14 protein-coding genes are annotated in these 14,714 nt (G+C 38.7%); 11 read left to right on the plus strand and 3 right to left on the minus strand.

The window, feature by feature from the left end:
• Positions 1-53: 53 nt before the first annotated feature.
• From KJS44_RS04835 to KJS44_RS04845, 3 genes are read right to left on the minus strand one after another with little or no spacing between them, the layout of a single operon-like run.
• A complete protein-coding gene (locus tag KJS44_RS04835; RefSeq protein WP_008689205.1) occupies positions 54-809 on the minus strand; it encodes a DUF975 family protein in 756 nt (251 codons plus the stop codon).
• A 22-nt stretch (positions 810-831) separates the two neighbouring features.
• A complete protein-coding gene (locus KJS44_RS14740) occupies positions 832-1,074 on the minus strand; it encodes a GNAT family N-acetyltransferase (protein ID WP_081484679.1) in 243 nt (80 codons plus the stop codon).
• On the minus strand, positions 1,059-1,292 hold the full coding sequence (locus KJS44_RS04845) for a hypothetical protein (protein WP_008689204.1): 234 nt from the start codon (positions 1,290-1,292) through the stop codon (positions 1,059-1,061). Before KJS44_RS04845 ends, KJS44_RS14740 begins: the two co-directional genes overlap by 16 nt.
• Positions 1,293-1,473: 181 nt before the next feature.
• Between KJS44_RS04845 and priA the strand changes: the two genes are divergently transcribed.
• From priA to KJS44_RS04900, 11 genes are all read left to right on the plus strand, one after another.
• Positions 1,474-3,639: a replication restart helicase PriA gene (gene priA, locus KJS44_RS04850; RefSeq protein ID WP_008689203.1), complete on the plus strand. Its 2,166-nt coding sequence runs from the start codon at positions 1,474-1,476 to the stop codon at positions 3,637-3,639.
• A 3-nt stretch (positions 3,640-3,642) separates the two neighbouring features.
• A complete protein-coding gene (locus KJS44_RS04855) occupies positions 3,643-4,431 on the plus strand; it encodes a phosphatase PAP2 family protein (protein ID WP_008689202.1) in 789 nt (262 codons plus the stop codon).
• Positions 4,428-5,675 carry a 16S rRNA (cytosine(967)-C(5))-methyltransferase RsmB gene (gene rsmB / locus KJS44_RS04860; RefSeq protein WP_008689201.1) on the plus strand — a complete coding sequence of 416 codons (1,248 nt, stop codon included), beginning with the start codon at positions 4,428-4,430 and terminating at the stop codon, positions 5,673-5,675. Before KJS44_RS04855 ends, rsmB begins: the two co-directional genes overlap by 4 nt.
• 278 nt (positions 5,676-5,953) lie before the next feature.
• Positions 5,954-7,354 (plus strand): TldD/PmbA family protein, encoded by a 1,401-nt coding sequence (locus tag KJS44_RS04865; protein ID WP_017144612.1) that lies wholly within the window; start codon positions 5,954-5,956, stop codon positions 7,352-7,354.
• Positions 7,347-8,678, plus strand: a complete 1,332-nt coding sequence (locus KJS44_RS04870; protein ID WP_008689198.1) for a TldD/PmbA family protein — start codon at positions 7,347-7,349, stop codon at positions 8,676-8,678. The genes KJS44_RS04865 and KJS44_RS04870 overlap by 8 nt, the downstream gene beginning before the upstream one ends.
• 241 nt (positions 8,679-8,919) lie before the next feature.
• A complete protein-coding gene (gene rlmN, locus KJS44_RS04875) occupies positions 8,920-9,978 on the plus strand; it encodes a 23S rRNA (adenine(2503)-C(2))-methyltransferase RlmN (protein WP_008689197.1) in 1,059 nt (352 codons plus the stop codon).
• Between the two features lies 1 nt (position 9,979).
• Positions 9,980-10,726 (plus strand): Stp1/IreP family PP2C-type Ser/Thr phosphatase, encoded by a 747-nt coding sequence (locus KJS44_RS04880; protein ID WP_008689196.1) that lies wholly within the window; start codon positions 9,980-9,982, stop codon positions 10,724-10,726.
• Positions 10,719-12,428 carry a Stk1 family PASTA domain-containing Ser/Thr kinase gene (gene pknB, locus KJS44_RS04885; RefSeq protein ID WP_119957476.1) on the plus strand — a complete coding sequence of 570 codons (1,710 nt, stop codon included), beginning with the start codon at positions 10,719-10,721 and terminating at the stop codon, positions 12,426-12,428. Before KJS44_RS04880 ends, pknB begins: the two co-directional genes overlap by 8 nt.
• Positions 12,428-13,294: a ribosome small subunit-dependent GTPase A gene (rsgA, locus tag KJS44_RS04890; RefSeq protein WP_008689194.1), complete on the plus strand. Its 867-nt coding sequence runs from the start codon at positions 12,428-12,430 to the stop codon at positions 13,292-13,294. Before pknB ends, rsgA begins: the two co-directional genes overlap by 1 nt.
• Positions 13,295-13,320: 26 nt before the next feature.
• Entirely contained in the window at positions 13,321-13,986 is a 666-nt protein-coding gene (gene rpe / locus KJS44_RS04895; RefSeq protein ID WP_008689193.1) for a ribulose-phosphate 3-epimerase, read from the plus strand.
• A complete protein-coding gene (locus KJS44_RS04900; protein WP_008689192.1) occupies positions 13,974-14,585 on the plus strand; it encodes a thiamine diphosphokinase in 612 nt (203 codons plus the stop codon). Before rpe ends, KJS44_RS04900 begins: the two co-directional genes overlap by 13 nt.
• Positions 14,586-14,714 lie beyond the last annotated feature (129 nt).

Raw genomic sequence — 14,714 nt, forward strand, 5'->3', positions numbered from 1 at the left:
GAAATCACGCACCTTTTTCAATCTGGATGTCTTAAAATAGCTGGAAATGTTACTTAATAAAAATCATGCGTACGGTCATATCCATTACGTAACTGTAGGTCCAGATATAATTCAGCTAATACGCCTTCATAATAGGGATTGACAAACCAATTACCGATAATCAATAAACTGCCTAGAATACGCCAACCGATAAAGGATAGATCAAGTACAAACATATCAAATTTATGATGCATTGTCATATGCCGGGAGCGCGCAAAGGCTTCTTCACTGCTCAATGACGGATCTTCTGCCAACAGATATGGAATCATCTGATATTCATAGGATTTTATGATGCCAGGGATAACAAATAACAAGGTCCATAAGAAGATTTTGATATTTTTTAACAGCATAATCTTTACGACATTGAGATAATTATCTGAAAAAATTGAAAAGATAACGGATATACTTTGTGCTTCCTGTATATTTTGGAGAAAAAAGCGATTGACACCGCAACGTAAAGGATTGGCGATAAAGATACCGTACAGAATACCTATAATGCCAATAATAAAAACAATTAAAAATGCAAAGCCCAAAAAGTTGTTTAGCCAAATGGTATCAAAGATCGTCGCATCATGGAAAGTATAAGTTAAAGATCCAACGCCCAATGTGATACCATCCTTATAATCGGATACATGATGTGTTTGATTGGCAATAGAATCACTCATTCTGCCACATAATAACATGGCGATAAAGGAAACGAGAAACATCCTCCAATAGCTGCGCTGCATAACTGCCTTACAGCGGTCTTTTAATTCTTTTCGTGAAAACATAACATCACCCTTTCTCTATATATTAGCTAAAAGCCGGAATTCTATCTTTTGGTATCGTGAACCGCATGAAAACATTTTCTACCGTGTCTGAGAATTGAAAGCCTAATTTTTTCCAAAAGGCTTGCGCATCCTTGTTATGAAGATCTACCGGACAAGAAACTCTTGCTGCATTATATTCTTCTTGTAAGTAATGAATGCAGACTTTCGCCGCTTTTGTACCGAATCCTTGTTTCTGATAAGCATCCTCAATTAAGCAATTGATAATCTGATAGTTTTATCACCTACATACATGGAAACAAAGCCAATCATCGGATCATCCTCATAAATGGTAAATGGTATCATATCATGATAAAAGACATATGCTTCTGCCAATGAATGTGTTACCGTGTCAACAAAATTCGCATTTGCGACACTTGCTTTTAAAGCTAGACATCTTTCATGATTGGCTTCATTAATCGTTTGTAATCGTATCAATATACTCATCTTAATGCGATCTGATTTAGCAGTTACGTATGATTATTATAGCATATAAGTATTCATATAGGATAGGAAAAAGCAAACGTTGAGTGTTTCAGCGGAAAGAATGTAAAAGATAAGTAAAAGGATAAGAAAAGAAAGAAGAAAACATGATATAATACCTACATAAAAAAGCGAGGCGAAACTGATGAGGCTTGTACATGTATTTGTAGAACATCCGATATTACATTTAGACCATACGTTTACTTACCGTTGTTATGATGCCAATGTGAAACGTGGTGTCCGTGTTCAAGTGCCTTTTCATAAGACAAGCATCATTGGATTTGTCAGTAAAGTAGAAGAAGCAGATGAACAAACGCTTGCAAAATATCCTTATGAAATCAAAGAAATTACAAAGATTATAGATGCAGAACCATTGATCAATGAAGAACTGTTTACTTTGGCTGATTGGATGGGGAAAACATATATAGCTCCGCGTATCGCATGTTTTCAATGTATGCTGCCGGCAAAATTAAAACCAAGTTCAACACATGGCAAGATCAAGATGGAAACATGGGTACGGATTTGTAAAGAGCCGACACAAAAATTAACGGAAAAACAACAGGCTGCTTATGAACAGCTTGAGCGTCATGGCTGCATGCGGCGCAATACATTTTATCAAATGTTTAAATCCCCCGGTAAAAAATTGATTGCATATGGTATTGTCGAAAGCTATGAACAAGAAGCAAAGGCAAGCTTGCTGGAAAGTGAGCAGGATGAAGAAAAGACATTACAGCCGGATCAAAAAAAGGCTATGCAAAAGCTTTTACATGCAACCCAGGTCGTATCCTTACTACATGGTGTGACAGGAAGTGGGAAAACCGAGGTTTTTTTACAACTTGCCAAAAAAGTGTTAGAAACAGGACGACAGGTAGTGTTGTTGGTCCCTGAAATTGCATTGACTCCCCAAATGGTACAACGGGTAAAAGCACGTTTCGGGAAAGCAGTAGCTATTTATCATTCCGCATTAAATGCCCAAGAAAAGTATGAACAGTATCAATTGGTAAAAGAGCATAAAGTACAAATTGTCGTTGGTACACGCAGTGCTATTTTTATGCCATTTGATCATTTGGGATTGATTATTTTAGATGAAGAGCATGATACCAGTTATAAACAGGATGCAACACCACGCTATCATTGCCGTGATATTGCTGTATGGCGTGCAAAGTATCATCATGCGAAAGTCGTGTTGGCGAGTGCAACACCGTCTTTAGAAACATATGCCAGAGCTCATAAAGGTATTTATCAGCTAGTAGAAATGCCAAAACGCATCAATGCCCGTTTCCCTGAAATGCAATTGGTAGAAATGCGCAAAGCTGTAGGGAATTCAGAAAGCTATTTACTATCAAATGACTTATTGGATGCCATTTATGAGCGTCTGCAAAAGAAAGAACAGATTGTCTTATTATTAAATCGCCGTGGTTATACGCCAATCTTACGCTGCATTTCCTGTGGATTTGTTCAAATGTGTCCCCATTGTGATGTGGCAATGTCGTATCATAAAGAAGAACAGGTACTAAAATGTCATACATGCGGACACACGATGTCAGTACCCGCCTATTGTCCTACATGTGGTAAAGCCAGTTGGCGGTATTTAGGTATAGGTACACAAAAGTTGGAAGAATTTGTCCAGATCAAATTCCCACAGGCTCGTATTTTGCGCATGGATGCAGATACTACCGGAAAAAAACATGCCCATGAAGACATTTTGAAATCCTTTGGGAATCATGAGGCAGATATTCTTTTAGGAACGCAGATGATTGCAAAAGGATTAGATTTTGACAATGTTACATTGGTTGGCATTGTGAATGGCGATGCTATGCTGAATCGAAGTGATTATCGCAGCGGAGAACTGACATATGATTTATTAGAACAGGCAAGTGGCAGAAGTGGGCGTGGTGATAAAGCAGGAAAAGTCATCCTGCAAGTATATGATACGCAACACTATGCTATACAAAGTGCCCTTCATCATGATTATCTGATGTTTTTTAAGCATGAGATGCGTTATCGTCACTTAGCCGGATATCCGCCGTATCGTTATTTGGTATCTTTGGTTTTTTCTCATAAAACAAAAGAAATGGTGGAAAAGGATGTGAAAGCAGCCATGCAGATTTTAGAAAAGAAAGAAAACGGTAAGATTTTAGGTCCGGCTTCTTTAAATAAGCTACGTGACGAATATCGCATGCGGATCCTCTTAAAAGGAAAGGATCAAGCATTATTAAATCATTATGCATGGGATGTCTATCAGGACCATATAACAAAAAAAGCTAGAACACGATTGGATATTGATGTATCACCGGTGGTACTGGAGTAAAATATGAAAAAAGAACTTTTAAAAACAGTGTTGCCCTATGGTATTGCAATTGTATTATTGCTTATTGGCAGCCTTTATGATTATCAGATTACCAATGCTTTGCATGGCCGATTACCCTATAGTGGTGTTTTCTTTGAACGATTGATTTTAATTCCTTTGCAATCTATGGTCATCGTAACCTTTGCGATGTTGTATCTCGTAAAACGAAAATATAGATATCTTTTTTGTGCTATGATTGCCTCTATTTACGTCGTACAGGATGCCTTACATTACTGGATGCGCATAGACGCTCTATGGTTATATGGCATTCTTCTTATATTGGCAGTTCTCTATCTTTTCACAATCTTGCTTTTATTATCACAAATGGATCAACATTTATTGCAACAGCGGCTGCCTTTCTTTATCTTTTTTACTTGTGTGATGTTAAGTGTCGCAGTATGTACAACCATCATAAAGCATTTTTGGGGCAGAATTCGCTATCGTGATTTAACAAATGCACAGGATTTTATAAAATGGTATCTCCCACAAGGTGTTACCGGAAATCGCTCTTTTCCCAGTGGTCATACGAGCGGATTTACCAGCATCCTGTGTTTCTTAGAGTGGCGGAAAAACCGTTATGAAAAACCATCAATCGTGCGTACGATCATCATTTGGATGTTAATTATATACATGCCTATCTCACGTATGGCCATGGGGGCTCATTTTTTAAGTGATACTGCTGTCGGCTTTCTTATGACCTATAGCTGGTATTTGTTTTATCGAAGATATTATCGAAGGAGAGAAGTATTATGAATGCTAGAATGTTTGCTTATACAGCGCTTTGTCAGATCTGTATCCATAAAACCTATAGTAACCTTTATTTACGTAAAGAATTAGATAAGGCTGAACAAAAGGATAAAGGACTCATCACGACTATCGTATATGGAACCTTACAAAACTATCGCTTATGTCGCTATCAATGGGAAGATCTGGTACAGAAATTACCAAAAGCAGAAACAGCAGTCTTATTGGATATGAGCGCATATCAGTTGTTTTATATGGATAAACTGCCGGCATATGCCATCATCAATGAAGCTGTAGAGATAGCCAAAAAACATGGTGGTAAAAAACAGGGAGCATTAGTAAATGCCGTTTTACATAAGATCATGCAGCGAGGGCAAAGAGAATTGCCAAAGGATACGCTACAAAAGTTGGCAATAAAAACTTCACATCCGGATTGGCTCATCAATATGTGGAAGGCGCAATACGGAGAGGAAACTTGCCGCGCTATCTGTGAAAGTAATATGGAAACGCGTAAACAGTGCGCCAGAGTGAATCTCATGCGTATGAGTCGTGAAGAATTCCTAGCACAGGACAATTCATTTACGGCTGGACAATTAGCTTCTTCTGTATATTATCAAGGAACCTCTTTAGCCCATACTTCCTGGTATGAAGATGGTATGTTGTCCATACAGGATGAAGCCAGTCAACTGGTTGCTTATTGTGTAGATCCTCAGCCTAAGGAGCGCATCTTGGATGTATGTGCAGCACCGGGGACAAAGTCTACACATATGGCGGAATTGATGCAGGATGAAGGAGAAATCATCTGTGGTGATATTCATGAACATCGTGTGGAACTGATTCAACAAGGTGCAGATCGTTTACAGCTGCATAGCATTCATCCTGTTGTCATGGATGCGACGAAATTACAAGGATTACAGGAAGCTAGTTTTGATCGTGTGTTATGTGATGTACCTTGCAGCGGCTATGGGGTTTTAGCAAGAAAAAGCGATATCAAGTATCATATGCAGAGTGAGGATATGGATACATTGATTCCTTTACAAGCAGCTATTTTAGAAAAAGCAAGCACAATGGTGAAACAAGGCGGTATCCTTGTTTATTCTACCTGTACTTTAAATAAAAAAGAGAATGAGAAACAGGTGGAAACGTTCTTAAAGAAACATGAGGAGTTTACCTTAGTATCACAGAGAACGATATTTCCTTTTGAGTTTGGCAGTGATGGCTTTTATATTGCGAAGATGGAGAAGAAAGCTTAATTAAGATAGAGGGATTGATTATGAGAATCAAAGATAAGTGGGTAGAATAGAAAAGATTATTTTATGATTTTGTAGATGAGTATAATACGTAATTGGCATAGATTACGCAATTAATAGGATTTAAAAACCATAAAATGTGAGAGATGAGCATGCCGATCTTTCACCTTTTTGTGTTACATAGATAGTTAAGTGCTTGATATTTTACATTATATTTGGAATCTTTTTCATTGCGTAATAAAATGTTTCAGAGTATAATTCTGAATAACGAGGTGAACATGATGCTAGAAATAAAAGTGTTAGAAAAGGTTCTGGAAACGGCTCTGAAAACCGGAGGCGATTTTGCGGAAATCTTTGAAGAAAAAAATTATCGTAATTCTATTTCCATGCTGAATGGAAAGGTTGAAGATGTTAACAGTGGAATACGCAGAGGGATTGGTTTGCGTATCTATCATGGGTTAGAATCGGTATATGCGTATACCAATGATCTAAGTGAAGAAAATTTGATAAAAACAGCGAAGCAGTTATCTGCCGCTATTGATGATCAACAAGTCATTGAACATGTCAAACTTCAGGAAGTAACCTATGAGAATGCGCATCCGGTTACGTTATATCCAAAGACATTTCCAATGGAAAAGAAAGTCGCATTGCTGAAGCGTGCTAATGATGCTGCCATGGCATACGATACACATATTCAAAAAGCCATGTCATTTTTAATGGATGAAGAACAGCATGTTGCAATTGCCAATAGCGAAGGTCGCTACATTCAAGATACGCGTGTGCATACCCGTTTAGGAGTTACCGTAATTGCAGAAGACGGCGATTTGCATGAAACCGGAAGCTGTGCGCCAGGTTCTAGCAAGGGCATGGAATTTTATGAAGAAGCACTTCCGGAAGAAACAGGGAAAGAAGCAGCTAGAGCAGCAATGCAGATGCTTTATGCAGATGATTGTCCTAGTGGCACAATGCCTGTCGTGATTGAAAACGGCTTTGGCGGCGTTATTTTCCATGAAGCGTGCGGGCATGCTTTAGAGGCTGCAGCAGTTGCGAAAGGTCAGTCTGTATTCTGTGGTAAATTAGGACAGAAAATAGCAAGTGAGTGTGTTACGGCAGTCGATGATGGAACGATACCAAATGCATGGGGTTCTGAAAACATTGATGATGAAGGAAACTTCCAACAGCGCCGTGTATTAATTGAAAATGGTATTTTAAAGAGTTATATGATCGATAGACTCAATGGTCGCAGAATGGGTATGGAAAGTACCGGCAGTTCTCGTCGAGAATCTTATAAATATGAAACAACTTCCCGTATGTCAAATACTTTTATTACAGAGGGAAATAATACGTTGGAAGATATGATTGCAGGTATTTCTTATGGCTTATATGCAAAATCCTTAGGTGGAGGAAGTGTAGATCCAAGTACCGGAGATTTTAACTTCTCAGTACGTGAAGGCTATTTGATCAAAGACGGTAAAATCAGTAAACCGGTGAAAGGTGCTACTTTGATTGGTAATGGTGCTGATGTCTTGATGAAAATAGATATGGTAGGGAAAAATGTATTGCGTGCACCTGGTATGTGTGGGGCAAGCAGCGGTTCTATTCCTACTGATGTAGGACAACCGCCATTACGAGTAAGTGCGATGATTGTCGGTGGTAAGGAAGGAGGAAGTGCAAATGAATAAGCAGTTATGGATGGATGCGGCAAAAAAAGCCGGATTAGAACAATTTGAAATCTATGAACAGCGACACACTTCAACTTCTATTAATGTTTATGAACAAAAGGTAGATTCTTTTAGTATCAGTGATTGTGATGGGATTGCCATGCGTGGAGTTTATCAAGGGAAAATGGGAAACTGTTTCTTAGAAGAAGTAGATGATGCGCAGATAGACGATGTATTAAATCAGATTAAACAAAATGCTTCGATTATTACTGCGGAAGATAAAGTAATGATCTTAGCACCAGCAGAAAGTTATCCAACAATACAAAAGCATAAAAACACATTATTAGAAACAGAAAACAGTTTAAAGATCCAGAAACTTAAAGAACTGGAAGAAACAGTAAAACAAATGGATTCACGAATTGCACAAGTCATGACAACCACCTATGAAGAAAGTGTTGCAGTACGCAGTATTGTAAATACAAAAGGTATGGATCTTTGTGACAGTGACAGTTGTTCCATAGTTTACGTGGAAGTATTGGCAAAGGACGGCGAAGATACAAAGAGTGCTTTTGATTGGCTGTATATAAAAGATCTGGAAGCCTTGGATATACCTGCTTTTGCGCATAAATTATGTGATAAGGTCATCAATAAGCTTCATGCGGATACGATAGAAAGCGGCAATTATCCATTATTGATGGAAAAAAGTGCTATGACCTCATTGTTTAGTGCTTTAGCAGGTTTGTTTGATGGCGAAAATGCCTTTAAGGGTATTTCTATTTTGAAAGATAAACTTAATGAAGCTATCTTTGATGCAAAGATTAGTGTAATTGATGATCCTTTGATGGAGGATGGCATAAATTCAGCATCCTTTGATGATGAAGGTACAGCATGCTATACGAAAACAGTCGTTGATAAGGGAATATTAAAAACGTATCTGCATAATAGCAAATCAGCAGAATTGATGCAGACAACTTCTACCGGCAATGGCTTTAAAGGTGGCTATGGCGGACCAGTTGGTATTTCACCAACAAACTTTTATATCAAAAATGGTATGGCAAGCTATGAAGAAATGATTAAAACGATGAAAAAAGGTGTTATTGTCACCAATCTGAATGGTCTGCATGCTGGATTAAATCCAGTATCAACAGAGTTTTCGTTACAATCCGAAGGTTTTTATGTAGAAGATGGTGTCATTGTGAAACCAATTAACCTATTCACGATATCCGGCAATTTCTTAGATATGATGAAGCATATTAAAATGGTTGGCAACGACTGCAAGATGGGAATGAGCGGTGTCGGTACACCAAGTATTTTATTTGAAACCATTGCTGTAAGTGGTAAATAATTAGAGAGAAGAGTTTTCCAAAACAGGTAAACTCTTTTTTTGAATTGTTAAGTTTAAATAAGTAATATTCAAAAAGTGTTGTTTTTATTTTTTCATCTATTATTCTTGTGCCACCTGCATAAACAAATCTTTCTGTTCATTCAGCTTCTTAAAGAAAATCTTAAAACTTCCTGAAAATCCATTCAATCTAATAGGTAGGATGGTCAATTCTATGGTAAAATAAAAGGCGGTTGGTGATAACATGAAGAGTTTATATGATTTTAACTATGAGCAAATGGCAGAATTGGCACTTTCTCATGAATGGAAGAAATTTCGCGGACACCAGATTTTTCAATGGCTGTATCGCAAACGGGTAACCTCTATTGATGAAATGAGTGATTTGTCAAAGGAAACAAGAGAAATCCTAAAAGCAAACTATGCTTTGAAGCCATTGACTTTAAAAGATAAACAAGTATCCAGTGATGGTACAACAAAATATTTATTTGCCTTGGAAGATGGCTCCTTGATCGAAAGCGTCTTAATGCAGTTTGATTATGGAAAAAGCATCTGTGTAACAAGCCAAGTTGGTTGTAATATGTCCTGTGCGTTTTGTGCCAGTGGTTTAACGAAGAAAAAACGTAATCTTACCAGTGGTGAAATGGTTGCACAGGTGATGTATGTACAACAGGATTTGGATAAACAGGAAGAGCGTTTAAGCCATATCGTTGTTATGGGTACCGGAGAGCCATTTGATAATTATGAAAATGTGATGAATTTTTTAAGTACGGTGAATCATGATCGTGGCTTAGGTATCGGGGCAAGACATATTACGATTTCGACTTGCGGTGTCGTTCCTAAGATCTATGAATTTTCAAAGGAACATACCCAGTATAACTTAGCGATTTCTTTGCATGCGTCTAACAATACGCTGCGTGATGAGCTGATGCCGATCAATCACGCCTATCCTTTGGAAGAACTCATGAAGGCAATTCGTCAGTATGCAGCAGAAAACAATCGACGTTTAACGTTTGAGTATATCTTATTAAGAGGTGTCAATGATCAAAAAGAGCATGTGAAACAGTTGGCAAAACTATTGCGTGGTTTAAATGCTTATGTAAATTTGATTCCTTACAATGCAGTGGATGAGAAAGGTTTTCAAGGTGTTGATCATGCCCATGCAATGGTCTTTTATGATGCCCTCATGAAAGAAGGGATTCGCTGTACGATTCGTAAGGAGCATGGAGCGGATATTGATGCGGCATGCGGACAGTTAAGAGTGAAGCATTTACGCAAAGAAGCAAAAGAAAGGCAGGGAAACTAGCTTGAAGTATTATGGAAAGAGTCATATCGGCTTACGTCGTAAAAATAATCAGGACAGTATCTGTCTGGCAGAAAATCAACAGCATGCTTTATTAGCCGTTGTCTGTGATGGCATTGGCGGAGGTAAAGCCGGTGATGTGGCGTCCGCATTGGCCGCAGAACATATGAAAAAAAGCTTTGAACAAGCAGTATTATGCCATAAAAATGATGTAGAAGTAAAACAATGGCTGAAAGGTGTCATTCAGGAAGCAAACGATTTGATTTTTACGCAGGCAACCAGACGAGAAGAACAGCGCGGTATGGGAACAACCATGGTTGGTATCTTGCATTGTCCGGATGCGACCTATGTGTTTAATGTCGGGGACTCTCGTACCTATGGGTTATATGAAGATGATTTTTTATGTTTGACAGAAGATCATTCCTATGTGGCTGATTTATTAAAACGCGGTGAAGTGAGTGAAGAAGAAGCGAAGCATCATCCTAATCGCAATGTGCTGACAAATGCTTTGGGTATTTGGGATAGTGTAAAGGTTGATATCAATAAGGTCAAAGAAGATTATAAGATGCTATTAGTGTGCAGTGATGGTCTTCATGGCTATGTAAGTGAAGAATTAATCCGCCATATCATGGAAAGTGATTGTGCATTACAGGCAAAGGTAGATTTATTAATTCAAGCGGCATTAGATGCCGGTGGTTATGATAATGTTAGTGTCATCCTTGTGGATAAGGAGGATGCAGCAGATGAATAGAATGCAAAAAATGATAGCAGAACGCTATATCATCAAAGACAGTATCGGAGAAGGCGGCATGGCAGATGTGTATCTGGCTGAGGATACGATCTTGAATCGTGAGGTTGCCATCAAGGTGCTGCGTGGAGAATTAAGCAAAGATCCAGTCACGTTATTGCGCTTTCAGCGTGAGGCAAGTGCGGTCAGTAAGCTTTCGCATCCCAATGTCGTTGATGTCTATGATGTAGGAGAATATGATGGGCATCATTATATTGTCATGGAGTATGTCAGAGGAAGAACCTTAAAACAGTTGATCAGTCAGCGTGGAGCCTTGCATAAGGAAGAGGCTGTTGATATCATGATTCAATTAACCAGTGCGGTACAGCATGCGCATGAGCATAACATCATCCATCGTGATATCAAACCGCAAAACGTCTTAGTGAAGGATGATGGAACAATCAAGATTACGGATTTTGGTATTGCGCTAGCACATGATTCAGTACAGTTGACCCAAAGTGATGCAGTACTGGGCAGTGCGCATTACTTAGCACCGGAAACTACCAGAGGGGAAACACCTACGAATCAGGTTGATATTTATGCTTTAGGAATTGTTTTCTACGAATTGTTGACAGGCAGCGTACCTTTCCGCGGTGATAATCCGGTACAGATCGCCATGAAACACCTACGTGAGGAAGTACCTAGTGTATGTGAATTTAATCCTACCCTTCCTCAATCAATTGAAAATATCATTATCCATGCGACGGTAAAAAACCGCAAATTGCGTTATCAAAGCACCAAAGAAATGTTATATGATTTAGAACATTGTTTAGATGCATCAAATGCGCATGTAAAAAAGCTCAGCTTTGCGCAGGAACAAGATCCTACCCTGATCATGAAGGAACAAAAAAAGGTGACTCAGCATAAACCGCGACAAGCAAAAGTGATGGAAATACCGGATGAAGATGACCATCCGCAAAAAGCGGAACAGCAAAAAACAAAGAAGAAAAAGCACAAAACACCACTCATAATTGGCATTTGTATCGCTATTGGAGCACTTGTGGCTTTCATGATTTTCACTAATATCATGTCGCCGAAAGAAGCGGCCATTCCAGAAGTTATTGATCTTGCGAAAGATGAAGCTATCACCAAATTAAGTGAAGCAGGTTTTGCTAAGGATAAGATCAAAATCGAAGAAAAATTAACCGATGATAAAAGTTCTGGTACGGTAGTGGATATTTATCCGAAAGCGGGCAGTAAGTATAAAACCAGTGATCCAATTACGTTAACGATTTCAAAAGGTATGTATTATATCGTCGAAGATTACAAAAACCGTCCGTATGAAGATGTGAAAAAGGAATTAGAAGAATATGCACCTAAGGTGAAGCTCATTGTTAAAGAAAAAGAGAATGCAGAGTATAAACCAGGGTACATTATCGAACAAAGCGGTTTAAATATTGGCGAAAAGCTGGATCCACAGCAACCTTGTGAATTATATGTAACGGTAACAAAACGCGTGGAATTCACGATTCAGCTGAATGGTAAAACAGTGGAAGAAGCACAGAACATCTTAGGGGAAAAAGGAATCATCCCGGTATTGGTACAAATGGATAAACCAGAGGATGATGAAGATGTTGAGGAAGGAGTTGTGGTCAAGAGTGATCCTGTCGAAGGCAGTTGGTACATACAGGAAGGCTCTAATACGATCACATTGTACTACTATTGATGGAAACAGGAAGAATTATTAAAATCATTTCAAATCAGTACGAGGTATTAAATGAACAGGGTGAACATTTAGCCTGCATTGCCATGGGCAAGCTGCGTAAGCATAAAGCACCGGTTGTTGGCGATGTTGTAAAGCTTCAGCGATTTGACGCACAAATCGGTATTCAGAAAATCTTACCTAGAAAAAATGAATTGCTGCGTCCGGCAATTGCCAATGTCGATCAGGCAATCATCGTTATGTCTTGTAAAGATCCGGATTTCTCTACGGTGTTGGTAGATCGTTTGATTTTTCAAGTATGTTACGCACAGATCCATCCCATCTTATGCTTTACGAAAATGGATCTTATCGAGGAAGATGATGAAATTCATAAGAAAATCATGGCATATCGCGATAGTGGCTATGATGTTTATATCAGTGGGAAAGGGTATGCCAGTGATGCGCTCATACAAATATTGAAAGGGAAGATCTCCGTCTTGACAGGACAAAGTGGTGCTGGAAAAAGTTCATTGCTAAACCGTATTGATCCAACATTTCATTTGCAGACACAAGAAATCAGCAAGGCGTTAGGACGTGGAAAACATACGACCAGACATTGTGAATTGCATGAGATTGCCGGTGGATGGGTAGCCGATACGCCGGGCTTTTCTTCCATGGATTTTACAACGATGGACATTCAAACGCTGGCTGAACGTATTCCTGATTTTGCACCTTATCTGCATCACTGCAAGTTTAATGACTGTATTCATGTGCAAGAACCAAACTGTGCTATTCGCGAGGCTGTGGAAAAGCAAGAAATCAACGGTGAACGTTATGCACATTATCTGGAAGTTGTGCAGATGATCAAACAAGCAAAACCTAAGTATTAATCTAATATAAGAAAAGGAGGAAAAAAATGAGACAAAAATTAGTAATCGCGCCATCGGTGTTATCATTAGATTATGCAAGAGTGAGTGAACAGTTGGCCGATTTGAATAAAACACGTGCAGAATGGATGCATTTTGATGTGATGGATGGACACTTTGTGCCGAATTTAACCTTTGGTCCGGATATCTTAAAAGGCTTTAAAAAAGCAGTAGATATGGTGATGGATGTGCATATCATGGTGAGTGATCCTAAGTTTTATGCGCCTATTTTCATTAAAGCCGGGGCCGATATCGTAACGTTTCATTATGAAGCTGTTGCATCGATCAAAGAATGTGTCGCCTTGTGTAGAACCATTCGCTCCTTAGGTGCGAAAGCCGGCGTGAGTGTGCGCCCTAAAACACCGATTGATGAAATATTACCATATCTACACGAAATGGATGTATTCTTGATCATGAGTGTGGAACCAGGTTTTGGCGGTCAATCTTTTATGGAAGATCAGTTGGATAAGGTAAGAAAATTGCGCAGCTATATTGATGCACATGAGTTAAATGTACGCATAGAAATTGATGGTGGTATCAACGCGAAAACAGCAAAACAGGCGATTGAAGCTGGCTGTGATACGCTGGTTGCGGGAAGCTATGTGTTTAAACAAGATGTGCATGAGGCGGTAGAATCCTTATTATGCCTGGCGTAATTCTAATCAGTGGATTAGCTGAACGGGTGTATACAAAAGAAGGCTATGACATCATCGGTGTAGATCATGGCGCCTATATCTGTGCTTTGCAAGGCGTTGAAATGAAAGCTGCCATTGGCGATTTTGATAGTGTGAGTAAAACGCAGGTTATCCAAATCCAACAGATGGCAGAAAGAATGGAACAACTTCCTTCACATAAGGATGAGACGGATACCGAAGAGGCGGTATTGTACGCTCTTGCACATGGTTATGATGATATTTGGGTCTATGGTGCATTAGGTGGGCGCTTAGATCATGAATTAGCCAATCTATATCTTTTAATGCATCGCAATTACCCCATCACTCTGGTTAATGAACAAAATCGTATTCGTGTAATAAAAGAAGGTACTTATAAAGTACCTAAAGAATATACCTATCTGTCGTTTCTAGCTTTAGAAGACTCCCAGATAACAGAAATCGGTGTTGCCTATCCGTTAACCAAACGCTGTTTATCTACAAGAGATATATATGCAATCAGTAATGAAATCTTAAATGAGCATGCTGAGATTATTGTACATAAAGGAAGCTTTTTAATGATTGAATCAAGTGATAAAATATGATGAAGCGAACTCCAAAGTTTGGATAACCAAATGCATGGAGTTTTTTTCATATACGTTTTACCACATGTAGCTTTTTGTTTATACAGATGGTGCATGTTCATAATAAAAAACACAGTTTCTTATGACAAC

It is taken from the genome of Longicatena caecimuris, from assembly GCF_018406465.1.
In the GTDB taxonomy this organism is placed as follows: Bacteria; Bacillota_I; Bacilli_A; order Erysipelotrichales; family Erysipelotrichaceae; genus Longicatena; species Longicatena caecimuris.

Excerpts from the sequence above, each read along its gene's own strand:
- KJS44_RS04835 (WP_008689205.1), bottom strand. The coding sequence starts at position 809 with ATGTTTTCACGAAAAGAATTAAAAGACCGCTGTAAGGCAGTTATGCAG.
- KJS44_RS04845 (WP_008689204.1), bottom strand. The coding sequence starts at position 1,292 with ATGAGTATATTGATACGATTACAAACGATTAATGAAGCCAATCATGAA.
- priA (WP_008689203.1), top strand. The coding sequence starts at position 1,474 with ATGAGGCTTGTACATGTATTTGTAGAACATCCGATATTACATTTAGAC.
- KJS44_RS04855 (WP_008689202.1), top strand. The coding sequence starts at position 3,643 with ATGAAAAAAGAACTTTTAAAAACAGTGTTGCCCTATGGTATTGCAATT.
- rsmB (WP_008689201.1), top strand. The coding sequence starts at position 4,428 with ATGAATGCTAGAATGTTTGCTTATACAGCGCTTTGTCAGATCTGTATC.
- KJS44_RS04865 (WP_017144612.1), top strand. The coding sequence starts at position 5,954 with ATGCTAGAAATAAAAGTGTTAGAAAAGGTTCTGGAAACGGCTCTGAAA.
- KJS44_RS04870 (WP_008689198.1), top strand. The coding sequence starts at position 7,347 with ATGAATAAGCAGTTATGGATGGATGCGGCAAAAAAAGCCGGATTAGAA.
- rlmN (WP_008689197.1), top strand. The coding sequence starts at position 8,920 with ATGAAGAGTTTATATGATTTTAACTATGAGCAAATGGCAGAATTGGCA.
- pknB (WP_119957476.1), top strand. The coding sequence starts at position 10,719 with ATGAATAGAATGCAAAAAATGATAGCAGAACGCTATATCATCAAAGAC.
- rsgA (WP_008689194.1), top strand. The coding sequence starts at position 12,428 with ATGGAAACAGGAAGAATTATTAAAATCATTTCAAATCAGTACGAGGTA.
- rpe (WP_008689193.1), top strand. The coding sequence starts at position 13,321 with ATGAGACAAAAATTAGTAATCGCGCCATCGGTGTTATCATTAGATTAT.
- KJS44_RS04900 (WP_008689192.1), top strand. The coding sequence starts at position 13,974 with ATGCCTGGCGTAATTCTAATCAGTGGATTAGCTGAACGGGTGTATACA.